This is a genomic window from Amycolatopsis lexingtonensis (assembly GCF_014873755.1).
Taxonomy (GTDB): domain Bacteria; phylum Actinomycetota; class Actinomycetes; order Mycobacteriales; family Pseudonocardiaceae; genus Amycolatopsis; species Amycolatopsis lexingtonensis.
In genome coordinates this window covers 1,555,492-1,578,713 of record NZ_JADBEG010000001.1, presented here as the reverse complement: position 1 = coordinate 1,578,713, position 23,222 = coordinate 1,555,492, and the positions used below count along the sequence as shown (strand labels likewise).

Here is a 23,222-nt window from a genome sequence, read left to right as displayed (position 1 = left end):
ACCGGAACACCGGTCCGCGCGGGTCGTTGTAGGTAGTGGCGGCGCGGTGAAGACCCCCGTCCCCCACTCCCCCGTTCCCTCCCGGGGTTCCCCCGTGCTCCTGGGCGGGAACGGGCCTCACGGCACGATCGAGTCGACGTACCCGCCGTCGACCCGCACGGCCGCCCCGGTCGTGGCCGAGGCGAACGGGGAACTCAAGTACACCACCAGGTGCGCGATCTCCTCGGGCTCGATCAGCCGCTGCAGCAACGACTGCGGCCGGTACTGCTTCATGAACTCCCGCTGTGCCTCGTCCCACGGGACGTCCTTGCCCACCAGCTGGTACACGAAGTCCTCGACGCCGCCGGTGTGCGTCGGCCCGGCGATCACCGCGTTGACCGTGACGCCGGTGCCCGCCGCGTGCTTGGCGAACCCGCGGGAGACGCCGAGCAACGCCGTCTTCGACACTCCATAGTGGATCATCTCGGCCGGGATCACGATCGCGGAATCGCTGGCGATGTACTGGATCCGGCCCCAGCCGCGTTCGGTCATCCCGGGCAGGTAGGCGCGGGTGAGCCGCACCGCGGCCAGGACGTTGACCTCGAAGTAGCGGCGCCAGTCGGCGTCGGTGATGTCCAGCGGTTCCTGGGCGCCGAAGATGCCGAGGTTGTTGACCAGGATGTCGGCGTCCGGAACCTCCTCGACGACCTGCGCGGCGCCCGCCTCTTCCGAGACGTCGCCCGGCGCCGGGAGGAAGTCCGCGTCCGGCAGGTCTTCGCGCAACCGGGCGATGGCCTTCTGGACCCCCGTTTCGCTCCGGCCATTGATCGCGACGCGGGCGCCCGCGGCCGCGAGCCCCGCCGCGATCGCCGAGCCGATGCCCTGGGTGGACCCGGTGACCAGTGCCGTCTTCCCGCTCAGGTCGACCCGCATCGTTCAACGCCCTCTCTCACCTCGACGTCCCGCTCCCCGGCCGATTGAAGCACAGCAGCCCGGGGCGCACCGGCTGGAAAACCGGTTGCCCGGCCGGTGCGGCGGCTACACCATCGCCGCATGACTTCCTGCCGCACGCCCCTCCTGCCGACCGCCGCGACCACCGCGCCGGTCCAGCAGCAGCGCTGCCCCCGGAGGCCGATCCCGCCCGTGCTGTGACCGCTGCGCTGCTGGACGGGCTGGTGGCCGGCTACGGCATCGCGATCCCGGTCGGCGCCGTCGGCACCTACCTGGTCGCGCTCACCGCCCGCAGCTCCCTCAAGACCGGCATCGCGGCCGCCCTCGGCGTCGCCACGGCCGACGGGGTGTACGCGCTGGTGGCGGTGCTCGGCGGCGCCGCGATCGCGAGCGTCGTCACGCCGGTGGCCGGGCCGCTGCGGCTGGTCTCGGCGGGGATCCTCGCCGTCCTGGCGGTGCGCGGGGCCGTCCTGGCCCTGCGGTCGCACCGGGACGCCACCGAACGGCCCGTGGCCCCGCTCACGCCCGGCCGCGCCTACGCCGGCCTGCTCGGCATCACGCTCGTCAACCCGGCGACCGTCGTCTACTTCGCCGCCTTGGTGGTCGGCGGCCGCGCCGGGACGCCGGTGCCGGCCCTCGACCAAGGGGTGTTCGTGCTCGCCGCGTTCGCCGCCTCGGCGAGCTGGCAGACCCTCCTCGCAGGCGGCGGCGCGCTGCTGGGCCGGGTCCTCACCGGCCCCCGCGGGCGGCTCGTGACGGCACTGGCGTCGAGCGCCGTGATCACCGCACTCGCCGTCCGACTTGTCCTGAATTGAGCGAAACCCGTTGTCCTGTAACGGTTTGTCCCCGGCCGCCGCGCACACGGGAAGACGTTAGCCGTCCCGCGGCGGCGTTACGGTCGGTCCCGGCGACAGGAGGCGGTCATGGACATGCCGATGGCGGGGACGTCGGGCTGGGACATCGCGGGGGCGATCCTGATCGTCGGCTGGGCACTGGCCATGTGGGCCGCGGTCGGCGTCCTGGCCTACGCGAACCGCGGGCCGGTGCGGCCGTGGGTGTACCGCGGCTCGGCGGCGGTGATCGGCATCGGCGTGCTCGGGCAGCTCGGGCACGTCCAGGAGCACATCGCCCAGGTCGGCTACTGGCTCGGCCACCCGGACTCGCCCGCGTGGATGACGCCGTGGGGCACCGGGCTGGCGAACGGCCTGCAGCTGGTGCTGCCGGGCCGGCCGACCTTCGGGATGGAGCTGCTGCACCTCACCGGCAACTTCATCTTCCTGGCCGGTCTCGCGGGCGTCATGGTGATCACGCGGCGGGCGCTGCGGACCCGCGCCCGCCGCTGGGCGAAGATGGGCGTGTGGATGCAGGGCCTGCACGGGCTCGAGCACCTCGTCCTCACGCTGTCGGTGGCGTTCGGCTCGCGCGCCATCGGGCTGTCGACGTTCTTCGGGCTCGTCGACGCGGGTCCCGGCCTGACCACCTACCGCGTCTGGTGGCACTTCGTCGCGAACGTCATGGGCTCGATCATCTTCGGGCTCGCGCTGTACCACCTGTGGCGGGAACGCCGGGAGGTGCGGGCGACGTTCGTCGTGCGCCCGCTTCCCGAGGTCACCCGGCAGGCGGCGTAGCGCACGTCAGCGTCGGCAGCGCCCAGTCGGCGTGGTCGTTGCCGTTGCCGTCCCCGCCGTCGCTCACCAGCAGGTCGAGGACCTGGGCCCCGGTGACGTCGACGTCGATCGGCACCGCGGCCTGGCCGCCGCGGACCACCGGCGTCGTGACGCGGGTGGTGCCGTCCACCGACACGCTGAAGGCGACGCTGCCCGCGGTGCCGGTTTCGCCGTCCACGCCGGCCGAAGCCGTCAGCCGGGTGCACGTGCCCGCCAGGTAGAGCTGGACGTCGCTCGCCGCGTGGACACCGAGCCCCTTCGCGTACGCCACGCCGCCGATGGTCATCGGCTTGCCGTCGCCCGCGCCCGCCTCGCCGTTGCTGGTGTCGCGTTCGACCGGACCCCAGCCGTTCGTCGCGGTCAGGAACGGCAGCGAGCTGACCGCGACCTGGCCCGCGGGTGGTGCTGGCGGGACCGCACCGACGATCCGTTCCCCGGTCACCGAGCCCGGCCGGCCTGCCTGCCGGTACGCCACCGCCACCTTCAGCGCCGCGGTGTCCACAGTGGCGGGCGGGGTCACGGTCCAGGTGAACGTGGCCGACCCGCCGCCGTCGATCCGCGCGGCCGAGGGCGGCGACGCGGGACCGGCCGTCCACCCGGCCGGCAGGCTCAGCGCCGGCTTGACGTCGAACGCCGGGGGCGCGCCCGCCGGGACCCGGACGGTCGCCGTCGCGGTGAACGGCTGCCCACCCGCCGCCGTGTCCGGCGCGGTCAGCGACACGCTCGCGGTGGGCGCCGGCGGCATCGCGTACCGCGCGGGGTCGTACCCGGGCGAGGCGTTCTGGCGGACAGTCAGCGGCGAGCGGTGACTGCCGTAGTTGGTCCAGGCGATCTTCCCGAGGCCGCCGGTGCTCCCGTCGAGGTTCCACACCGCGACGGCGATCGTGTTGTGGCCGTTGGGGTTCAGGATCCCGTTCGGGATCGGGAAGCTGTGCTGCGGTCCGAGGTAGTTGACGTACTGGCCGAGCTGCCAGCCGTTGACGAACAGCAGCGCCCGGTACTGCCGCGCGGGGTCGTCGGTGATGGTCAGGCCGAGCGAGGTGTCCTGGCCGCGCGGCAGATCCAGGTCCGCCGTCGTCCGGTACCACGAGACGCCGGGGGTGGTGTCCTTCGCGGGCAGGGACGCCGATGTCCAGTTCCCGTCGGGGAAGCCGGGCAGGGACCAGCCCGCGCGTTCGCCGTAGAGGCCGCCGGTGTTGAGGGGCCCGCGGACCGGGTCGAGCCCGGTCTCGCCGCCGCGGACGCCCTGCAGCCGCCAGGTGACCGAGGTCAGCGGCGCGCCGGTGAGCCGGGCGGCGGTCAGCCCGCGGGCGGCCTTGTTGCCGTTGGCGGCGCCGTAGTCCTCTTCGTGGCCCATGTTCACGGTCAGCACGGAGATCTCGTTTTCGCCCGGCCGCAAGGTGCCCGCCGGGAAGGGGAAGGTGTGCTGCGGATCCTTCGAGCTGCCGAGGAAAACTCCGTTGAGCCACGCCGAGAACGCGCCGGCCGGACCGCCGCTCTGGCTCGACAGCGTGATTCCGGTCTGCTTTCCGTCGCCGGTGAACCGGCCGCGGTACCAGGTGTTGCCGGTGTGGAAGCCGTAGTCGTCGGCGAAGAGCACCGGCTTCGTGCCGAGCGCCGTCGAGCTGTTGGTGGTGTCCTTGTCGGCCACCGGCCACGCCGAGTCGTCGAAACCGGGCTGGCTCTCGGGCGACTCCTGCTGGTGCTTCCACCCGGTCAGTGCGGGCAGCGTGACCGGCTTGGCGGCCGGCGCGGCGCTCGTGAAGCTGCCGCTCGACGTCGGCCGCACCGGTACCGGGAAACCGTTCCACAGCACCGCCTTCGCCGTCGTGAAGACTTCGAACGCGCCGTCGGTGCCGGTGTCGCCGGTGAGGGCGAGGGTGCCGTTCTGCGTGGCCGCCGTGCGGACGAGGTCGGTGCCGCGGACCAGGATCGGTCCCGCCGCGGTGTCCTGGCGCCAGAACGTCGCCGCCGTCGCCTTGTCGGCGAGCAGCAGGAGCAGCGGCCGCGCGCCGGGTGCGGTGACGAGCACACGCGCCAGGCCGTCGTGGGTGTAGTTCAGCCGCAGGTCGCCGCGGGCGGCGTCCCAAGTGGACGTTGCGCTGCCGCCGAGGACCTGCACCGACGGCTGCTGCGCGAACCGCAGGACGGTCTCCCCCGGGCCACCGTGGTCGCCGTAGAGGACGGCGACGTCCCGACCGCCGATGGCCGCGCTCGTCATGACTTCGGACGTCGAGTACTGCAGCCGCGCGGCCCCGAGGTCGTAGCCGGCGACGAGGATCTTCGACTGGCGGCCGTTCAGCGTGATGCCGGTGCCCGGCTGCTGCGGCACGACCGGGTAGTAGTCGGTGCTGCCCGCCAGGAGGTCGACGGCGTCGACCACGACGAACGGGCCGGTGGCCTGGGCGTTCTTCTGCCCGGTGACGGCGATCTTCAGCGTGTGCGCCCCGGCGGGCAGGTCGCGGACCTCGTAGCCGGTCACCTGGTTCTGCTTGCTCGCCGCGTAGAGGTCGACGGTGTCCACTTTGGACCCGTCGAGGTAGACGTCGGCGATGCCGTGGCTCGGGTCCTTCGACGTCACCCAGCGGATCCCGGTACCGGTGAAGGGGATGCTGACGCTGTCCCCGGTGACCTCCGAAAAGGACTCCGTGTGCTGGTAGTCGCCGCCGGTGTAGTTCACCTCCGGCCCGACGTGGCTCCAGGTTCCGGTGTAGCCGACCTCGGCCGCCCGGTCGTCGTAGGTGTAGCCCGCGTGCGCGGCGAGGTCGAGCGCGATGCTCGTGGTGTTCGTGGCGGTCGACGTCGAATCGGTGTGCCGCAGGGTGTGGAACTGCGTGCGGGTGTCGGGGTTGATCCGCGCGGTGTCGGTGAGCGCGGGATCGGTGAGCGGGGCGGCGGCCAGCCCGTCGGTCTTGGTCAGCGGGGCGACGGACTGGGTGAAGTACCCGATCAGCTTGTCTTCGTTGTACTTCGGGTCGAACTGGCGGGCTTCGGTGATCGCGGCGCCGTAGTCGTAGGAGGTGTAGTTCTGCGGGATCGCGCTCCAGCCCCACGAGGTACCGCCGTGCAGCATGTAGAAGCTCTGCCCGGTCGCGCCGACGGCGATGTTCTGCTTGTAGAAGACGTTCGCGAACTGGTCGTTGATCAACTGGGCGCACTTGGCGTACCCCGGGCCGCCCCACGGGTCGAAGGCCCCGCCCTGGAACTCGGCGGTGATCAGCGGCTTGCCGGGGACGTGGTCGTAGCTGATGTCGGGGACGCCGTTCCACCGCGTGGGGTTCGAGCAGTCGAAACCCTGCGGGTAGGAGTCGGCGGCGTCGACGTCGAGCGCGGCCTCGCCGGCGTTGAAGGTGCCGTTGTTGTTGCCGACCAGCGGGACGGTGATGCCGTCGGCACGGGCCTTGTCTTCGAGGTGCTTCATGTACGCGCGGCCGTCGGCGTTGCCGTTGTAGTACTCGTTTTCGACCTGGTAGGCGAGGACGCTGCCGGTGCCGTTCGTGAGCTGGTGGCGGGCGATGACGCGATCGATCTGCGTCTGCCACTCGTCGGAGTACTTGAGGTAGACCGGATCGGCGCTGCGGGTGTGGCCCGGCGTGGTGGACAGCCAGGTCGGGAAGCCACCGCCGTCGACCTCGGCGTTGATGTACGGACCGGGCCGCGCGATGACGTAGAGCCCGGCCTGCTGCGCCATGTCGAGGAGCTTGTCGAGGTCCCGGATGCCGCTGAAGTCGTAGACGCCCTGGCGGGGCGAGTGGTAGCCCCAGTCGAAGTAGAGGGACGTCGAGTTGAAGCCGGCGGCCTTCATCTTCTGGAAGATGTCGAGCCACAGGTCCGAGCTGGGGAGGCGGTAGGAGTGGAACTCGCCGGACCAGAGGTAGGTCCGCTGCCCGTCGACGAGGAAGGAGTAGCCGTCGTAGGTGACGGTGTGACCTTGTTTCGGTGGCGCCGCCGCGGCTTGCGGGACGGTCACCCCGGCGAGCGCGAAGACGAACGCGAGCAGGGCGGCGAACAACGTCCGGACGCGGCGCATGCGGGACCTCCTGGCACGGCGGGGGACCAGAATCGAACACGATCCTTTGCCGATCACACAGAAGTCGTCAAGATACAACACCGGGATGGATCAGTGCCGAGGTCGTGTTAGCGCTAACAGCGTGCGTCGGTTGTCTTGGATGAGTCATTCAGGACGGTTCAGCGCGGGCCGGTGCTCTCCCGCACGATCAGCTCCGCGGGAACCAGGTGCCGGGCCCCGGCGTCGCCGCCCGCCATGCGCTCCTCCAGCAGCCCGAACGTGCGCCGGCCGACCTCGATGAAGTCCTGGCGGACCGTCGTCAGGGGCGGCGGGAAGTACGCGGCTTCCGGTACGTCGTCGAAGCCCGCCACGTGCACGTCCTCCGGCACCCGGATCCCGGCCTCGGTGAACGCGCGCAGCAGGCCGAGCGCCATCTGGTCGTTCGCCGAGAACACCGCCTTCAGTCCCCGCTTGCCGGCCAGCGTCCGCCCGGCTTCGTAGCCCGAGCGCGGGCTCCAGTCGCCGCGCACGACCGCCGGGACCCGCAGGCCGCGCGCCTCCAGCGTCTCCCGCCAGCCGCGCTCGCGGTCGCGGGCCTCGAGCCAGTCCTCCGGGCCGGCGAGGTGCCAGACCGTCCGGTGCCCCAAGGCGAGCAGGTGCTCGGTGGCGCGGCGAGCGCCGTCGTACTGGTCGACCGAGATCACCGGGACCGGCGCGGACTCGCCGCCGCCGACGGCCACCAGCGGGATGTCCGACGGGGCCGCCGCCAGCGCGCGGCCCGCCGTCACGTGCGGGGCGATCACCACGATGCCTTCGACCGCCTGGCGGCGCAGGCTTTCCACCGCGTCCCCGATCGACGTCCGGCCGGGGCGGGTCACACTGCAGATCGCGACCCCGTAGCCGGACTCGCGCGCCGCGTTTTCGATGCCGTACAACGTGCTCGCCGGCCCGTAGAGGTTCGACTCCAGCGCGACCACGCCGAGCGTGCCGGACCGGCCGGTGACCAGGGTCCGCGCGGCGGTGTTGGGCCGGTAGCCGAGCTTCTGCACGGCGGCGAGGACGCGCTCGCGGGTTTCCGGGCGCACCGGCCCGCTCTCGTTGACCACGCGCGAGACGGTCATGTGCGAGACCCCGGCCATGCCGGCGACATCGGCCAGGCTCGGCTGCCGCGGTCCGGGTGCCGGCGCCTTCGTCTGCTCCCCCGCCTTCGCCCGGTCCACCACCCTGGCCCCTTCCACCTCGCGCCGTGTCCCCACGTCGGAGACGGTACCGCCGAATCGCCGCGCGCCGGGCCTCCCGCGCCGGGGCACGCGTCCTCACCTCGCCGGGAACCGGTGCGGCGGCGACGGGGCCGAGGTGGCCGTCGTGGCGACGCTCGTCGAAAGCGCTGGCGGGGCGGGCGGCTGGGCCGGGGCGGGATCCGGCGGGCGCATCGACGCGGCCACCACCAGGATCGCCACCACCGCGCCGGCGCACGTCCCGGCCAGCACCCACGCGGATCCCCTGTGCATACGGGTTGTTGTCCGGACCCGCCCCCGCTGTTCGCCCGATGTGGCCTGCGTCTCATCCGGGCGGGCGAGCGGGACGCGAGCCGAGATCGGCGACAACCAGTAGCGTGACCAGAATCGTGGAACGGCTCGACCGGCCCGACCTCGCCGCGCGAGATCCGAAAGAGGTCTTCTCGCGGCTCTTCGACGAGTACGCCCCGCCGCTGCGCGGATACCTCGCGGGCCGGGTCGGCGGGCACGCCGCCGACGACCTCGTGGCCGAGACGTTCGTCGTCGCGCTGCGGAGACGGGCCAGCTACGACCCGGCGCAGGCGCCGATCCGCGGCTGGCTCTACGGGATCGCCACCAACCTACTGCGCAACCACGTGCGCCAGGAGGTGCGCGGCTTCCAGCTGACCGCGAAGGCCGGGGCCGGCGAGCGCCCGGCCGAGAACCACGACACCGCGGTGGCCGGCCGGGTCGACGCGGCGGCCCGCCTCCGCGTGCTGGCCGGCGCGCTGGCCGCGTTGTCCGAAGAGGACCGCGACGTCCTGCTGCTCACGTCCTGGGCCGGGCTCGAACCGGCCGAAGTCGCCGAGGCCCTGGGCGTGCCCGCGAGCACGGTGCGCTCGCGCCTGCACCGCGTGCGCCACCGGCTCCAAGCCCTGCTCGTCCCCACCGAGGAGAACCCGTCATGAACGAGCTCGACGAAACCCTCGAGCTGCTCCACCGCGACGCCCGCACCGCGCCGGCCGACCTCACCGCCGCCCGCGCGAAGGTCATGGCCGAGCTGGACAGCTCCGTCATTCCGTTGCGGCGCAAGCGACTCCGGCGGTTCGCCGTGCCGGTCGCGGCCGCTGTGGCGGCGCTGACCGCCGTCGTCGTGGTGCGTCCCTCCGAGCCCGCGCCGCCCGCCGCCGGACCGGCTCCGGTGCCGGCGGCCCCGGTGCCCGACGTCAAGCTGATGTCGGCCGTGCAGGTGCTGAACCGGGCCGCGGACCTCAGCGTCGGCGCGGTCGACCAGCCGGTCGGGCCCGGGCAGTTCCGCCTCGTCGCCGAGCACACGTGGGTCGGGCGCGGCGTCCAGACCGCGGACGGCGCCGGCTACACGTACCTGTGGGAGCAGGAGGTCGACCGGTGGATCCCGGCCGCCGAGCGGGACGTCTGGCAGGAGACGCGCAAGATCCTCAGCACCGGGAAGTTCCTCGGCGGTTCGGTGCCGCAGGCGCAGGCGCCCGAGCCGGAGATCACGAACACCGACCAGGGGCAGTGGCGGGGCGCGTGCGGCGACTTCTTCCCGAAGGCCAAGCCCGCCAAGAAGTGCGGTGATCCCGCCGACTGGGACAGCCCGGCGTTCTACGCGGCACTGCCGCACGACCCGGCGGCGCTGTACGCGAAGCTGCGGGACCTGACGAAGGGCCGCGGCTCGACGCCGACGGTGATGTTCCACTTCGGCATCGAGATCCTGCGGGCCGGGCTGATGCCGGCCGAGCTGCGCGCGCAGTGGTACCGGGCGCTGGCGAAGATCCCGGGCATCACGGTGCTGGCGGCGTCGGCGAACCTCGACGGCCGCTCGGGCGTCGCGCTCGGGCTCGACGACCGGCACGAAATCCGCCAGCTGATCATCGACCCGGTGACCGGCGGGTTCATCGGCGAGCGCACGATCGCCGGCGCCGAGCCGACCGATCCGTGGATCAAGCCGGGCACGGAACTCGGCGCGAGCGCGATCACCACGTCCGTCGTGGGCGCGCTCGGCGAGAAGTAACCGGCTGTTCGCCGTGCCCCGGCCCCGGGGTGCGGCTACGGTCGGCCGGTGGGCATCGCCGTCCTGCTCTTCGCGGTCCCGGTGGGGATCTGCATCGGGGTCGTCGGCATCGGCGGGGTCCTGCTGCCCCCGGCGCTCACGTGGCTGACCGGCCTCGACATCCACGCGGCGGCGGGCACCAGCAGCTGGTGCTTCCTGTTCACGGGGATCGCGGGCACGGCGGCCTATGCCCGCACCCGGGCGATGCCCTGGCGCTTCGGCGGCTGGCTGACGCTGGGCGCAGCCCCGGCGGCGGCCGCGGGAGCACTGGCGAACGGCGCGGTCCCGGCGACGGTGTTGTGGCTGGTGCTGGCGACGCTCACGGCTGGGTCAGGAGCTTTCAACTTGTGGCCGCGCGGGCGGCGCGACGTTTCGGCCGAGCCCGGGTCGATGCCCGGCGGGCGCCATGACCTGTCCCCGGCCGCGGCCGTCGCCGTCGGGGTCTTCGTTGGCTTCGGATCAGCACTCACCGGCACCGGCGGGCCCGTGCTCCTCGTTCCCGTCCTGCTCGCCCTCGGCGTGCCCGCGCTGACCACCGTCGCCGCCGGGCAGCTTGTTCAGCTTCCGCTCGTCGGCTTCGCCACGCTCGGCTACGCCGCGCACGACTCCGTCCACTTCGGACTCGGCAGCCTCCTCGGCGTCCTGGCCGCGGCCGGCGTGCTGCTCGGTGCGCGACTCGCGCGCCGCCTCCCCGCCCGGCACCTGCACCGAATCGCCTCGGTCGCGCTCGTCGGCTTCGGCGCGATCCTCTTCGTCCTCCCGCGCTAAGCCGGCCCGAGCCGCACGCAGCAGAGCCCCGGCCCAGGTTCCAGCCGCGCGCGCAGGCCCCGGTCCCCCGCCCCGGCCAGCATGCCCTCGACCAACCCGAGGTTCATCTCGCAGACCAGCCGCTGGTGCGTCCGGGCCAGCTGGTGGAACGGGCAGTTGCCCAGCAGCACCTGATCGCCGTCGGCGCGCGGTTCGAAGCCGTGTTCTTCCAGCGTGCCCAGGATGTCCGGGGCGCCTCCGGCCAGTTCCACGCCGCGCTCCCGGGCCCGCCGGAGGAGGATCTCGCGGGCCGAGCCGCCGGTCTCGTCAGCTTCCTCGACGGCCGTGGCGAGCAGCTGACCGGCCAGTTCGTATTGCCGCTCCGGCAGGGAGACGCTCACCTGCCGGTCGGACCGCCGGTACAGCTTCGCGGGCCGTCCGGCGCCCGGGCCGGTGCGGCCGGTGCGGCGTTCGTGGCCGACCGCCAGCAGCTGTTCGTCCACCAGGCGGTCGAGGTGGAACGCGACGGTCGCGCGAGGCACGCTGAGGGCGGCGGCGACGTCGTCGCGGCTCACCGGGACCGGCTGGCGGACGACGTAGGAGTACAGCCGGCGCCGGGTCGGCTCGTCGAGCGCCGCGACCGCGGCCAGCGCGCCGGCCTGGGGTTCGTGCATCACCGCATTCTAAAACACAAAACGGTTGACGAAAAGCGGGACGAGCTTCTAACGTCGCCTCGACTTGCTTTTAGAAGGAGGCACGCCCGTGAGCGTCGAACCCGTTCCGCTGCGGCACCTCGGTGTCGTCCACGACCGCGACGCCGTCGACCTGCACGCGGCGGAGCGCGCGGTCGCCGACCTGCTGCGGGCGCTCGGCAAGGACCCGACGTCCGAGCACCTCGGCGACACGCCGCGCCGGGTCGCCCACGCCTACGCGGAAATGCTGCGGCCGCGCGACTTCCAGCTGACGACCTTCCCCAACGACGAGGGCTACGACGAGCTCGTGCTGGCCAAGAGCATCCCGGTGCAGTCGCTGTGCGAGCACCACATGCTGCCCTTCCGCGGCGTCGCGCACGTCGGCTACCTCCCCGGCGACCGGATCCTCGGCCTGTCGAAGCTCGCCCGCGTCGTCGAGCTGTTCGCGCGCGACCTGCAGGTGCAGGAGCGGCTGACCAAGCAGGTCGCGGACTGGCTGCAGGAGCACCTCGCGCCGAAGGGTGTCGGCGTGGTGATCGAGGCCGAGCACCTGTGCATGTCGCTGCGCGGGGTCCGGGCGACCGGCGCGCTGACCGTCACCTCGTCGCTGCACGGCCTGCTGCGCGAGGAACCCAAGACGCGGCAGGAGTTCTTCGCGCTGACCGGCGTGAGCGGGTGACGGGCACCCGCCCGGCCTAGTCCGCGCGCCGGTGCCGCCCGCCGCGCGACGCGCCCGCGATCGCCCGCACCCGCAGCACCAGGTCACCGCGGCGAGCCTTGCGCGCGTATTCGAGCAGCGCTTCCACCTGCTCCTGCGGCAGCCAGCCCTGGTCCGCGCCGGCCTCCAGCCGCAGCAGGTGGGTCACCAGCTCCCGCGAATCGTCCTCGTTCTCCCCGGCCCGCTCCGCGAATCTGCGGGCCGCTTCGACTTCGCCGTCGCACCAGGCCGTCATGGCCAGCAGCGTCGCCGTCGCCGTCATGATGTCGCCGCGGTGCACACCGCCCTCCGCCGCCAGGTGCTCCGCCAGCTGGAAGCTGCGCGTGCCGACCCCTCCGGCCCCTTCCCGGCGCACCGCTTGCGCGAGTGCCCGGATCTGCTGCGTGACGTAGTCCCCGCTCGACAACCCCGACATGTCGTCCCCTCCACCGCGCACCCCGATCCGTGCGTTCCCCCGACAGGTGTACCGCATCGGCCGCCGGATACGTCGAACGCCCCACGGGTTTCGTCCGATCGGTCGCGGATTCAGCCCGATCGTTCCGGACCGGCGCGCCGCTGGGACATGTAGACCGCCGCCGACGTGCGCCGTTCGACGCCGAGTTTGTGCAGCACCGACGAAACGTAGTTCTTCACCGTCTTCTCGGCCAGGAACAGCCGTTCGGCGATCTGGCGGTTGGTGAGGCCCTCCGCGACCAGGTCGAGCACCCGGCGCTCCTGCGGGCTCAGCTGCTCGTAGCGCGGGTCCGCGGTGGCGACGTTCTCCCCGCGCAGCTTGTTCATCACCGACGCGGTGAGCGTGGCGTCCAGCAGCGACCCACCGCCGGCGACCGTGCGGACGGCGTCGATCAGGGACCGGCCGGAGACCTGCTTCAGCATGTAGCCCGCCGCGCCCGCCATGATCGCGCCGAACAGCGCGTCGTCGTCCGAATAGGACGTCAGCATCAGGCACGCGGGCGGCGGCTCCACAGTGGAGCGGATCTCGCGGCACACCTCGACGCCCTGACCGTCCGGCAGCCGGACGTCGAGGATCGCGACGTCCGGGCTCGCCTGCGGGATCCGCACCAGCGCCTCGGCCGCCGTCGCGGCCTCGCCGACCACTTCGATGTCCGCTTCGGCCTCGAAGACGGTCTTCAGCCCGGTCCGGACCAGCTCGTGGTCGTCGAGCAGGAACACCGAGATCGTCATCGTCCACTCCCCTGCTCGCCGGCCCGCGCCGGCAGCTCGGCGGTCCATTCCAGCCGGGCACCGCCCCCGTCGGCGGCGACCAGCGCGCACGTCCCGCCCCACCGGGCCGCGCGCGCGGCCAGGTTGGCGAGCCCGCTGACCCGGCCGGTCTCCGGCGGCGGTCCCGTCCCGTCGTCGCGCACGGCCAGCGTCAGCCGCCGGCCCAGCCCGTCCACGGTGACGTCGACCGACGACGACGTCGCCCCGGCGTGCCGGGCGACGTTCGTCAGGGCTTCGCGCAGCGACGCGATCAGGTCCGAGCGGACGGCGTCCGGCACCGCGGCGTCCAGCGGCCCGTCGAACCCGACGCGCGGCTCGAACCCCAGTGTGTCGCGGGCGTCCACGGCGACCCGGAGCAGCTCCGCGCGGAGGCTGCCGTGCGCCTGCGCGGGCGCCTGCAGCGAAAAGATGCTGTTGCGGATCTCGCGGATCGTGCCGTCGAGGTCCTGGGCGAACCCGGCCACGCGCGCGGCGACCACCGGGTCGGCGATCAGCCTGCTCACGCCTTCGAGGCCGAGGCCGGTCGCGAACAGCCGCTGGATCACCAGGTCGTGCAGGTCGCGGGCGATCCGGTCGCGGTCTTCGAACACCGCCAGCTGCTGGCGCGCCTCCTGCGCGCGGGAGAACTCGACGGCGAGCGCGGCGTGCCCGGCGAAGGTCTCGGCCAGCTGGACGTCGGAGTCGGTGAACGGCGACTTGTCGCGGAACTTCGCGACCACCAGCACCCCGAGCGTGTCCTCGCCGACGAGCAGCGGCACCGAGATGGCCGAGTCGAGGTCCTTGATCATCGCCGGCATCGGCCCGGCGCGGTCGCGCTGCTGTTCCTGGACGTGCTCGCCGTAGTCGCGCACCACGACCGGGCGGCGGGTGGCGAACGCGACGCCGGTGGCGGTGCCCTCGGTGGGCACAGTCAGGCCGATCAGCCGGTCGGCGTCCTCCCCCGGCGGCTCGACGACGTCGAACACCAGCCGTCCCGGCCCGGCCGGGCGCGCGATCGCGCCCGCGGTGCCACCGGCGACGACGCGGGCGCGTTCGGCGATCAGCCTGAGCGTGGCGCGCAGGTCCTGCGACGCGAGCAGGGCGCCGGTGACGTCGTAGGAGGCCTCGAGCCAGCGTTCGCGGCGGCGCATCTGGTCGACGAGCAACGCCTTTTCGACGGCCATCCCGGTCGCCGCGGCGAGCGCGCCCAGCACTTCCCGTTCACGCCGGGTGAAACCGCCGTTCCCGGGTTCGACGAGGAGGGTCCCGAACACCCGCGAACCCGCGCGCACGGGCACCTCGACCGCGCCGGCGCCGGGCTCGCCGCCGTAGCGGGCGACGCCGTTTTCCGGCAGCTCCAGGCGGCCGCGCGGGGCTCCCACCAGCTCGCACGTGGTCGCGACCGCGCGTTCCAGCAGCGACGGCAGCTCGAGCTCGCGGGCGATGCCGCCCACGGCCGCGAGGATCGCCGGCATGCTGATCTCGTCCGTCACTACCCGTCGTCCCCGCTGGCTCCGCCCGAATCCCGGGCTACTCCCGGGCCGTCAAGGGTGCCACAGAAGACTGCCCGCGTCGGCCCAATCCGGTTCGTCCATCCGGTGGGTCGGTCGGCGGAGCGGGTTCGTTACTGGGCGTGGCAGGCGAGCCGGTGCCCGCTGATCGATTCGGCGGGGATGCGCAGGTACCGGTGCCCGGCCGGGAGCGGGCAGGGACACGAGCAGGCGAGGTCGACCGCGCCGGACTCGGTGGCCCGGCCGAGCAGGCTGACGTACCAGCCGGCGCCGAGGTCGTCGGCGTATTCGTCGGCTTCGAACGCGACGACGGCGTCGCGCGCGCCCGCGTAGAGGGGACTGGAGGCCGGAACGGCGAACACCACGGCGTCGTCGACGACGGTGAAGCGGACCGGGCGGACCGCCGGCATCGCCCGGTGGGTGAAAACCACCCGGCCGAGGCTCGCCGTCCGCAGCAGCGCCAGGCATTGCTGCCGGTCCAGCAGGAGCCCGAAGCCCACGTCGTCCACCATCGCGTCCCTGTGTTTCTCCTGTGAATACCCGGCCACCAGCGTGATCGGTTCCCCTTGTAACCCGATAGGGCCGTTCGGCCCGGCCACCGCCGCGCGGCACCGGCGGCACACCGCGGCGGTGCGCACCAGGGCCGGAAGACCCGGGCCGCAGCGGCCTCCCGACCGGTGTGGCGGCCACGGTGCGTGACTTAGCGTCGTGATCATCCGCGACGGCGAGTGTGGGAAAGGGTGAGGCCGATGTCGCCGCACTCCGCCGAGGGCGCCTCCGCTCCCTCGGCCACGTTCACCCTCGACCCGGCCCTCGTCCGGTCGGCCATCCGCGGCGACCACGCCGCGGTGGCCGGACTGCTGCACGTCCTGCGGCCGCCGGTGTTCCGCTACTGCCTCGGCCGGCTCCGCACCTGGCAGGACGGTTCGTCCGACGCCGAGGACTGCGCGCAGGACGTGCTCCTCGCGATCGTCAACGCGCTGCCCGGCTACCGCTACGAGGCCGACGGCTTCCTGGCGTTCGTCTTCGGCATCGCCTCGCACAAGGTTTCGGACTTCCACCGCCGCCGGGCACGCGACCGCACGAGCCCGGTCGCCGAGCCGCCCGCCGACCGCTGGACCGGCGGCGACCCGACAGGTGAAGAGGTCGAACGCGCGGCCGCGCTCGACTGGTCGTCCGGCCTGCTCGACACGCTCCCGCCGCGGCAGCGCGAAATCCTGGTGCTGCGGATCATCCTCGGGCTGACGGCGGAGGAAACGGCCGCCGCGGTCGGCCTCGCCAGCGCGGGCGCGGTGCGCGTGGCCCAGCACCGGGCGCTCGCCACCCTGCGGCGCAGCCTCGTCGGGCGGAAACGCGCCGCTTCTTGAGCACGCGTGCGACCATGCCCGGGTGCCCCCGCTGCTGATCGTCGTCGGCGGCCTGCCCGCGAGCGGCAAGACGACCGTCGCCGCGGAACTGGCCCGCCGCACCGGTTTCGCGTTCCTGCGCGTCGACACGATCGAGCAGGCGATCGTCCGCGCCTCGTCGTTGGCGCAACCGCTGGGGCCGGTCGGCTACGTGGTCGCCCAGGACGTCGCGGCCGACCTGCTCCGCACCGGCGTGAGCGTGATCGCCGAATGCGTGAACCCGCTCGCCGTGACCCGGGACGCCTGGCGCGAGGCCGGGCTCGGGGCCGGCGCCCGGGTCCTCGAAGCCGAGATCGTCTGCTCCGACCCCGCGGAACACCGGCGCCGCGCGGAAACCCGCGACGTCGGCATCCCCGGCCTGGTGCCGCCGACGTGGCAGGAGATCCTGGACCGCGAGTACGAGCCGTGGACGCGCGACCGCCTCGTCGTCGACACCGCCCGGCAGCCGGCCGGCGCGGCGGCCGGCGTCATCGAAGCGGCTGCGCGGCCGTTTCGCCGCTGACGTTCTCCAGCCGGCGGCCGGTGGTGCGCGGGCCGAGGACGGCGATGTCCACCGCGACCACCACGAGCGCGCCCGCGACGACGAGGAAGAGCGTCGTCGGGCCGTGCGAGTTCAGCAGCGGGACCAGGACGAACGGCATCGCGCCGCTGGCCAGGCGCGAAAGCGAGTAGGTGCCGCTGGACGCCGTCGACCGCAACGCCGTCGGGAAGATTTCCGCCTGGTAGATGTGGAAGGCGTTCGAGAACAGGTTGCTGGTCGCGGTGTAGAGGAAGCCGAACACGAGGATCAGCGCCATCGAGCCCGCGTAGCCGAACGCGATGCCGAATACCGCCATCGCCAGCACCGAGCCGACCACGAGGTACTTGCGCTCGACGCGTTCCACGATCGGCAGCGACAGCGCGGAACCGACCGGGTAGCCGAGGTAGGTCAGCGCGGCGAACAGCAGCGACTGCGAGACGGCGTACCCCTTGGCGGCGAGGACGAGCGGGACCAGCGTGCCGAAGCCGTAGTATCCGAGGGTCTGCAGGATGTGGAAGACGACCATCATCCAGGTCCGCCGCCGCAGGGTGGGGGCGAAGAGTTCGCGCACCGGCGCGGCGGCGCGCTTGCGGGTTTCGCCGCGACGCGGGGCCGGCGTGTCGACGGTGGCGCCGCGCGCTTCGGCTTCCATGCCGGCGACCAGGTGCTCGGCCTCTTCGGTGCGGCCGACGGAGTCCAGCCAGCGCGGTGATTCGGGCAGGCCGCGGCGCAGCAGAAAGACCGCGCCGGCGCCGAGCGCGCCGATCACGAACAGCCAGCGCCAGCCGGCGATGCCGAAGACTTCGTGTTCGGTGAGGCCGCGGGCGAGGAAGCCGACGACCGGGAAGCCGCAGAAGGCGAGCGTGTAGGCCCAGGCGATGAAGCGGCCGCGCTTGCGGGCGGGCAGCAGGTCGCTCAGGTAGGTGTCGGCCAGCGGCGGCTCCGCGCCGAGGCCGATGCCCGCGAAGAACCGCGTGCCCAGCAGCATCAGCGCGCTGCCGCTGAACGCGCCGAGCAGCGAGAAGGCCGAGTAGAGCCCGAGGTTCAGCAGGAACGCGCCGCGCCGGCCGAACCGGTCGGCGAGCCGGCCGAGGAGCAGGGCGCCGAAGAACATGCCGACGAAGGTCGAGGCGAGCAACGGCGGCAGTTCGGCCTTGGTCAGCTTGAACTCTTCGACGAGCACCGAGCTGAGCACGCCGGTCAGGAAGACCTCGTAGAAGTCGAAGAACAGCCCGAGCCCGACGGCGACGGTGGCCCGCCGATGGGTGCGGGTGATGGGCAGCCGGTCGAGCCGGCCCGCGATCGTGCCGGTGTCCGGCGCGGTGTCCGGGATGTGGGCCATCCGTCGTCTCCTTTGACTTCGCCACTATGTGGTTGGCGAACTCATGATGTGACGACAGGTGGATGGAGTCAAGGACTCACCGGACGGGGACAGGATGTGTCAGGCGGCGCCGGATCGCAGGCCGGGGCGCGGATTCGGACAAGGGGGACGTAGCCCCGGATCCGGAGGTCATGAACGGGTCGTTCACCTCACCAGACGACATGAACGAGTCGTTCACGACATCACGGCCGGGGCCCCGGCAACGTCACGCGGCTGGGCCGCTCTGCCGTCGGTGACCCGCTCGCCCGACGTCTTGAATGACTCATTCAGGTCTTCGGCGGTCCTGAATGAGTCATTCAAGACGCTGGCGCAACGCTGCGGACCGGCCCTCCCAGAGGCCCGCTCAGAGGGCGGCGACCTGCTCCACACCCGGCCGGTACCCCAGCCGCTCCGACGCACGCCGGGCCGCCTCCACCACCACCGGGGCCAGCCGCGGGACATCCGCCGCCGTCATGCGCTGGGTCGGGGCGCCGATGCCGATGGCCGCGCTGACCTCTCCGTTCAGGCCGAACACCGGGGCGCTCAACGACGCCGCCCCCAGGTCGCGCTCCTCGAAGCTCGCCGCGTAGCCCGCCGAACGGATCTGGTCGAGCTGCTCGGTCAGCAGGTCGATGTCGACCACCGTCCGCGGGGTGAACCGCGCCAGGCCGTGGCCGATCGCGTCCTTGATCGCCAGCTTGTCCCAGGCCAGAAAGACCTTGCCCGCCGAACCCGCGTGCAGCGGCATCACCATGCCGACCACGAACAGCCGGACCACCGGGTGCCGGGATTCGGCCAACGAAATCACCGTGCGGTACGCGCCGTCGCGGACGTACAGGCAGGCCGTTTCGCCCGTTTCGTCGCGCAGTTGCTGCAGCACCGGCCGGGTCAGGCGGACCAGGTCCAGGCCGAACGTGCCCGGCGCCGCCCAGCGGACCAGGCCGAGTCCGACGCGGTAGGTGTCGTCGTAGCGGTCGAGGAAACCCTCGCGCACCAGGTTGTGCACCAGCCGCTGGCACGTGCTCGCCGGCAGCCCGGTGGACCGGGTGATCTGCTGCAGCGTCAGCTCCGGGTCGTCGATCGTGAACGACTCGAGGATCTGCTTGAACTTGCGCAGCACCAGTACCGGCGTCGTCCCGCCGCCGCTGCGCTCTTCCTCTGCCATCGCCCCGCCCCGTGCCTGTGGTGTGCCGCTCAGTCTAGCGACGCTCACCCCCGTTGACTGCGCGACACACGCCCGTATTCTGAGTTAGTAACCCATATAGTGGTTTGGAGACGGGCATGAGTGAACAATCCGGGCCGCTCGCGGGTCTCCGGGTGGTCGAACTGGGCAACTTCATCGCCGCACCCACCGCCGGGCGCCTGCTGGCCGACTTCGGGGCCGACGTCGTCAAGGTCGAGCGTCCCGGCACCGGCGACGAACTCCGGCGCTGGCGGCTGCACGGCGGCGACACCTCGCTGCTCTTCCGCACCCTCGGCCGCAACAAGCGATCGGTGACCGTCGACCTGCGCCGCCCCGAAGGCCAGGACATCGTCCGCGCGCTGGCCGCCCGCAGCGACGTCCTGCTCGAGAACTTCCGGCCCGGCACGCTGGAACGCTGGGGCCTGGGCCCGGACGAACTCCGCGCGCGCAACCCGCGGCTGGTCGTCGTCCGCGTCTCCGGCTACGGCCAGACCGGGCCCTACCGCGACCGGCCCGGTTTCGGCGGCGTCGCCGAGGCGATCGGCGGCCTGCGCGCGCTCACCGGCTACCCCGGCCAAGCCCCCACGCGCGTCGGGGTCAGCCTCGCCGACTCCGTCGCGGGGCTCTACGCGGTGATCGGCGCGCTCATGGGCCTGCTGCGCCGCGAACGCGAGCCGGGCGCCCGCCCCGGCGAGGTCGTGGACGTCGCCCTCTACGAAGCCGTCTACTCCCTGATGGAGTCGCTGCTCCCGGACTTCGACGCGCACGGCGTCGTGCGCGGCCCGGCCGGCTCCGCGCTGCCCGGGGTGGCGCCGTCCAACACCTACCGCTGCGCCGACGGCAAGTACATCGTGGTCAGCGGCAACGGCGACGCGATCTTCCGCCGGCTCATGCACGCGATCGGCCGCGCGGACCTCGCGGCCGACCCGCGGCTGGCGGACAACGCCGGGCGCGTCCGCCACGCCGACCTGCTCGACGACGCGATCGGCGCGTGGGCGGCGACGCTCCCCCAGGAAGCCGCCGAAGCCGCGCTGCTCGCCGCGGCCGTGCCGAGCGGCCCGATCCTCACCGCCGCCGACATCGCGAAGGATCCGCACTTCGAGGCCCGGGGCATGCACGAACGGCACCGAGTGCGCCTCGGCGAAGACCGCGAAGCCGAAGTCACCTTCCCTGGCATCGTGCCCAGCCTCGCCGAACGGCCCGGCCGCACCCGCGCGCTCGGGCCGGACCTCGGCGAACACACCGAAGCCATGCTCGCCGAGCTGGGCATCACCGGCGACGCCGTCGCCGAGCTGCGACAGAACGGAGTGATCTGACGTGACCGAAGTCCTCATCACCGAGGTCGTGCTGCGCGACGGGCTGCAGGACGAGCAGCTCACCGTGCCGACGCACGAAAAGATCCGGCTCGCCCGCGCCCTGGTCGACGCCGGCGTGCGCGCGCTCGAAGTCGGCTCGTTCGTTTCGGCGCGCCGGGTGCCGCAGCTGGCCGACACCGGCGACGTGCTCCGGGCGCTGCTGCCGGACACCCCCGCGTGCCTGCACACCCTCGTGTTCACCGAACGCGGGGCGCGGCAGGCGATCGACGCCGGCGCGAAGTCGGTGCGGCTGGTCGTCTCCGCGAGCGACGGGCACAGCACCGCGAACGCCGGGGTCCCCACCGCCGCGGCGCTCGACCGGCTGGCCGGATGCGCCGACCTGCTCACCGAAGCGGGGGTCGCGATCGAGGCGTCGGTCGCGACGGCGTTCGTCTGCCCGTTCGACGGCGACACCGATCCGGACCGGACGGCCGACGTCGCCGCGCGGCTCGGCCGGCTCGGCGCGCGCGTCGTCCACCTCGCGGACACCATCGGGGCTGCCCGGCCCGGTCAGCTGCGCGCGGTCGTCTCCGCGGTCCGCGACGAACTGCCGGACGTCCCGCTCGGGCTGCACCTGCACAACACCTACGGCCGCGCGGCGGCGAACGCGTGGGAAGGGCTCTCGCTCGGGATCCGGCGGTTCGACGCCGCGCTGGGCGGGATCGGCGGCTGCCCGTTCGCCCCGGGGGCGTCCGGCAACGTCGCGACCGACGACCTCGTCGACTTCTTCCACGGCGAAGGAATCGCGACCGGAATCGACGTCGGGAAACTCGCCGAGGTGCGCGAACAGGTCGGCCTCGCGGTCGGCCACCGGCTCGGCTCGGCATTGGCCGCCATTCCCGCGGTGCCCGCGCCGCTGCGCTGATCCCGGGGTCGCACAAGGCTTTCCGGCCGGGCGCATTCCCCGGGCCTCACCTGGGGATACGGACGGGGGTTCAGTTCGGTTCAAACTTTTTTCAGTGCTTGCCCGGTGTCAAAGCCCCGTGTAACTTCCATAACGGAACGATAACCAGCCGGGTGACGGCGCGGCCACGGGCAGGTGAGCGCGCACCCACTGATGTCGGGTCAGTGGACCAGCCGGAAAACCGTTCCTTGCCGACGTATTCCTGACGGGGACGAGCCTGGGCTCGTACCCGTTCAGTGTCGCGCGTTCCCGCCAGCCCGACACCCCGGAGGATTCCCCATGTCCCGCGCCCAAGGACGGCACCGCCTGTCCCGCAGAACCAAGATCGCGACCGGCGGCCTCGCCCTCGCGATCGCGGTCGGCGGCATCGTCGTCGCTACGACCACCGGAAACACCGGTGAAGCCAGCGCCGACGAGGCCGATCCCGCCTTCTACATCGACATCCTGAAGGTGCAACCCAACCAGTTCGACCCGCGGCCGGTCTACGGCGCCGCGACGGGCACGTTCACCGTCGACTGCGGCCGCAACGAGAACCAGCACTTCAACCCCGACAACTTCATCGCCCAGCCCGGCGTCCGCAACGGCGCCCAGCACCTGCACGACTACGTCGGCAACCTCTCCACCAACGCCGACTCGACCAACAAGAGCCTGGTGAAGGCCGGTACCACCTGCCGCAACGGCGACAAGTCCGCCTACTTCTGGCCCGTCGTCCGGATCGACACCGGCGAGAAGGAGCAGAACGAGCCCGCCAAGGCGCCGGACGGCGACCGGGCGCAGGCCGCGCAGGAGGCGAAGACCGTCCAGGTGGCCTGCCCGGACGTCGCGAGCAAGCTGCCGGACATCCCGGACCAGGCGATGGCCGAAGTGGACAGCAACCTCGAGCAGCTCGACACCCAGACCGACGAGGCGAACCAGCGCGTCGCGGCGGCACAGGGCCAGGGCGGCCAGAACCTCGTCCAGAACAGCATCGTCGGCCCGCTGAACGACCGGCGGAAGGCGATCATCGACCGGATCCTCACCGCGATCGGCCGGTTCGCGCCGAAGCCGGGCGGCATCGGGAACCTGCCGTGCACCACGAAGCCCGGCAAGGACACCGGATCGCCGACGCCGCCGACGAGCAGCACCGCGGGCGGCGCGTTGCCCGGGCAGGACGGCAACAACGAGCTGCCCGGCAACGACGGCAAGATCCTGCGGCCGCAGAAGGTCCAGCTGACGTTCCGCGGCAGCCCGGTCGGCAAGGTCGTCGCGATGCCGAAGTTCCTGCGCGTGCTCTACGGCGACGCGAAGGTCTCGACCAACGGCCCGGCCAACGCGCGCGCCAGCTGGACGTGCACCGGGTTCGAGAACCGCGTCACCGAGAAGTACCCGATCTGCCCGCAGAACAGCAAGGTCAAGCGGGTGCACACGTTCCCGAGCTGCTGGGACGGGCAGAACACCGACAGCGCGAACCACCGCACGCACATCGTCTTCCCGGACCAGAACGGCCGGTGCGCCAAGGGGTTCAAGGCGGTCCCGCAGCTGCAGGTCTCGCTGACCTACGACATCCCGCACGACATCCAGGTCAAGAAGCAGTACAAAGTGGACGCTTTCCCCCAGGAGAAGCACAACCCGTTCTCCGACCACGACGACTTCGCGAACGTGATGTCGCAGCGGATCATGAACGGGCTGGTCAACTGCGTGAACCGCGGGCGGACCTGCCGGGCGTGACGTTCGCGGAAGCCGGTGG

22 protein-coding genes are annotated in these 23,222 nt (G+C 72.5%); 11 read left to right on the top strand and 11 right to left on the bottom strand.

The window, feature by feature from the left end:
• Nucleotides 1-117: 117 nt before the first annotated feature.
• Nucleotides 118-912, bottom strand: a complete 795-nt coding sequence (locus tag H4696_RS07565; protein WP_192782141.1) for an SDR family NAD(P)-dependent oxidoreductase — start codon at nt 910-912, stop codon at nt 118-120.
• Nucleotides 913-1,127: 215 nt separating this feature from the next.
• On the opposite strand from H4696_RS07565, the gene H4696_RS07560 reads away from it, so the two are divergent.
• Together H4696_RS07560 and H4696_RS07555 are read left to right on the top strand one after the other, a co-directional pair.
• The gene (locus H4696_RS07560) at nt 1,128-1,745 is read left to right on the top strand and encodes a LysE/ArgO family amino acid transporter (RefSeq protein ID WP_169735250.1); all 618 of its coding nucleotides are present in this window, start codon (nt 1,128-1,130) and stop codon (nt 1,743-1,745) included.
• Nucleotides 1,746-1,853: 108 nt separating this feature from the next.
• Complete coding sequence (locus tag H4696_RS07555; RefSeq protein ID WP_086864792.1) at nt 1,854-2,558, top strand: DUF6008 family protein; 705 nt, start codon at nt 1,854-1,856, stop codon at nt 2,556-2,558.
• Here the strand turns inward: H4696_RS07555 and H4696_RS07550 are convergent.
• The 3 genes from H4696_RS07550 to H4696_RS07540 form a co-directional block, all read right to left on the bottom strand.
• Entirely contained in the window at nt 2,539-6,627 is a 4,089-nt protein-coding gene (locus H4696_RS07550; RefSeq protein WP_086864793.1) for a beta-galactosidase, read from the bottom strand. The two genes, H4696_RS07555 and H4696_RS07550, sit on opposite strands and share 20 nt — an antisense overlap.
• 158 nt (nt 6,628-6,785) lie before the next feature.
• Entirely contained in the window at nt 6,786-7,829 is a 1,044-nt protein-coding gene (locus tag H4696_RS07545; RefSeq protein ID WP_192783006.1) for a substrate-binding domain-containing protein, read from the bottom strand.
• 93 nt (nt 7,830-7,922) lie between these two features.
• Nucleotides 7,923-8,117, bottom strand: coding sequence for a hypothetical protein (locus tag H4696_RS07540; protein WP_192782140.1), 195 nt, complete (start codon nt 8,115-8,117; stop codon nt 7,923-7,925).
• Between the two features lie 104 nt (nt 8,118-8,221).
• Here H4696_RS07540 and H4696_RS07535 point away from each other — a divergent pair, with 104 nt between their 5' ends.
• From H4696_RS07535 to H4696_RS51165, 3 genes are read left to right on the top strand one after another with little or no spacing between them, the layout of a single operon-like run.
• Nucleotides 8,222-8,791, top strand: a complete 570-nt coding sequence (locus H4696_RS07535; RefSeq protein WP_249027056.1) for an RNA polymerase sigma factor — start codon at nt 8,222-8,224, stop codon at nt 8,789-8,791.
• Complete coding sequence (locus H4696_RS07530) at nt 8,788-9,858, top strand: CU044_5270 family protein (protein ID WP_169735034.1); 1,071 nt, start codon at nt 8,788-8,790, stop codon at nt 9,856-9,858. The genes H4696_RS07535 and H4696_RS07530 overlap by 4 nt, the downstream gene beginning before the upstream one ends.
• A gap of 48 nt (nt 9,859-9,906) precedes the next feature.
• Complete coding sequence (locus H4696_RS51165; RefSeq protein ID WP_086861867.1) at nt 9,907-10,665, top strand: sulfite exporter TauE/SafE family protein; 759 nt, start codon at nt 9,907-9,909, stop codon at nt 10,663-10,665.
• Here the strand turns inward: H4696_RS51165 and H4696_RS07520 are convergent.
• Nucleotides 10,662-11,318, bottom strand: coding sequence for a helix-turn-helix transcriptional regulator (locus H4696_RS07520; protein WP_192782139.1), 657 nt, complete (start codon nt 11,316-11,318; stop codon nt 10,662-10,664). The two genes, H4696_RS51165 and H4696_RS07520, sit on opposite strands and share 4 nt — an antisense overlap.
• Nucleotides 11,319-11,406: 88 nt before the next feature.
• On the opposite strand from H4696_RS07520, the gene folE reads away from it, so the two are divergent.
• Nucleotides 11,407-12,015: a GTP cyclohydrolase I FolE gene (gene folE / locus H4696_RS07515; protein WP_192782138.1), complete on the top strand. Its 609-nt coding sequence runs from the start codon at nt 11,407-11,409 to the stop codon at nt 12,013-12,015.
• A 16-nt stretch (nt 12,016-12,031) separates the two neighbouring features.
• Here the strand turns inward: folE and H4696_RS07510 are convergent, their stop codons facing one another.
• The 4 genes from H4696_RS07510 to H4696_RS07495 form a co-directional block, all read right to left on the bottom strand.
• The gene (locus H4696_RS07510) at nt 12,032-12,469 is read right to left on the bottom strand and encodes a hypothetical protein (protein ID WP_086861864.1); all 438 of its coding nucleotides are present in this window, start codon (nt 12,467-12,469) and stop codon (nt 12,032-12,034) included.
• A gap of 110 nt (nt 12,470-12,579) precedes the next feature.
• Nucleotides 12,580-13,239 (bottom strand): response regulator, encoded by a 660-nt coding sequence (locus H4696_RS07505; RefSeq protein ID WP_086861863.1) that lies wholly within the window; start codon nt 13,237-13,239, stop codon nt 12,580-12,582.
• Nucleotides 13,236-14,732 (bottom strand): sensor histidine kinase, encoded by a 1,497-nt coding sequence (locus tag H4696_RS07500; protein WP_086861870.1) that lies wholly within the window; start codon nt 14,730-14,732, stop codon nt 13,236-13,238. Before H4696_RS07500 ends, H4696_RS07505 begins: the two co-directional genes overlap by 4 nt.
• A gap of 149 nt (nt 14,733-14,881) precedes the next feature.
• The gene (locus H4696_RS07495; protein WP_086861862.1) at nt 14,882-15,280 is read right to left on the bottom strand and encodes a pyridoxamine 5'-phosphate oxidase family protein; all 399 of its coding nucleotides are present in this window, start codon (nt 15,278-15,280) and stop codon (nt 14,882-14,884) included.
• Nucleotides 15,281-15,517: 237 nt separating this feature from the next.
• On the opposite strand from H4696_RS07495, the gene H4696_RS07490 reads away from it, so the two are divergent.
• Together H4696_RS07490 and H4696_RS07485 are read left to right on the top strand one after the other, a co-directional pair.
• Nucleotides 15,518-16,135, top strand: coding sequence for a sigma-70 family RNA polymerase sigma factor (locus tag H4696_RS07490; protein ID WP_192782137.1), 618 nt, complete (start codon nt 15,518-15,520; stop codon nt 16,133-16,135).
• 22 nt (nt 16,136-16,157) lie between these two features.
• On the top strand, nt 16,158-16,676 hold the full coding sequence (locus H4696_RS07485) for a P-loop nucleotide/nucleoside kinase family protein (protein WP_211299730.1): 519 nt from the start codon (nt 16,158-16,160) through the stop codon (nt 16,674-16,676).
• Here H4696_RS07485 and H4696_RS07480 read toward each other — a convergent pair.
• Complete coding sequence (locus tag H4696_RS07480) at nt 16,642-18,036, bottom strand: MFS transporter (RefSeq protein WP_086861860.1); 1,395 nt, start codon at nt 18,034-18,036, stop codon at nt 16,642-16,644. The two genes, H4696_RS07485 and H4696_RS07480, sit on opposite strands and share 35 nt — an antisense overlap.
• A gap of 382 nt (nt 18,037-18,418) precedes the next feature.
• Nucleotides 18,419-19,219 carry an IclR family transcriptional regulator gene (locus tag H4696_RS07475; RefSeq protein WP_086861859.1) on the bottom strand — a complete coding sequence of 267 codons (801 nt, stop codon included), beginning with the start codon at nt 19,217-19,219 and terminating at the stop codon, nt 18,419-18,421.
• Between the two features lie 116 nt (nt 19,220-19,335).
• On the opposite strand from H4696_RS07475, the gene H4696_RS07470 reads away from it, so the two are divergent.
• The 3 genes from H4696_RS07470 (at nt 19,336) to H4696_RS07460 (ending at nt 23,203) form a co-directional block, all read left to right on the top strand.
• Nucleotides 19,336-20,553, top strand: a complete 1,218-nt coding sequence (locus H4696_RS07470) for a CaiB/BaiF CoA transferase family protein (RefSeq protein ID WP_086861858.1) — start codon at nt 19,336-19,338, stop codon at nt 20,551-20,553.
• A gap of 1 nt (nt 20,554) precedes the next feature.
• Nucleotides 20,555-21,457, top strand: coding sequence for a hydroxymethylglutaryl-CoA lyase (locus tag H4696_RS07465; protein ID WP_086861857.1), 903 nt, complete (start codon nt 20,555-20,557; stop codon nt 21,455-21,457).
• 318 nt (nt 21,458-21,775) lie between these two features.
• Entirely contained in the window at nt 21,776-23,203 is a 1,428-nt protein-coding gene (locus tag H4696_RS07460; RefSeq protein ID WP_086861856.1) for a DUF1996 domain-containing protein, read from the top strand.
• Nucleotides 23,204-23,222: the final 19 nt, after the last annotated feature.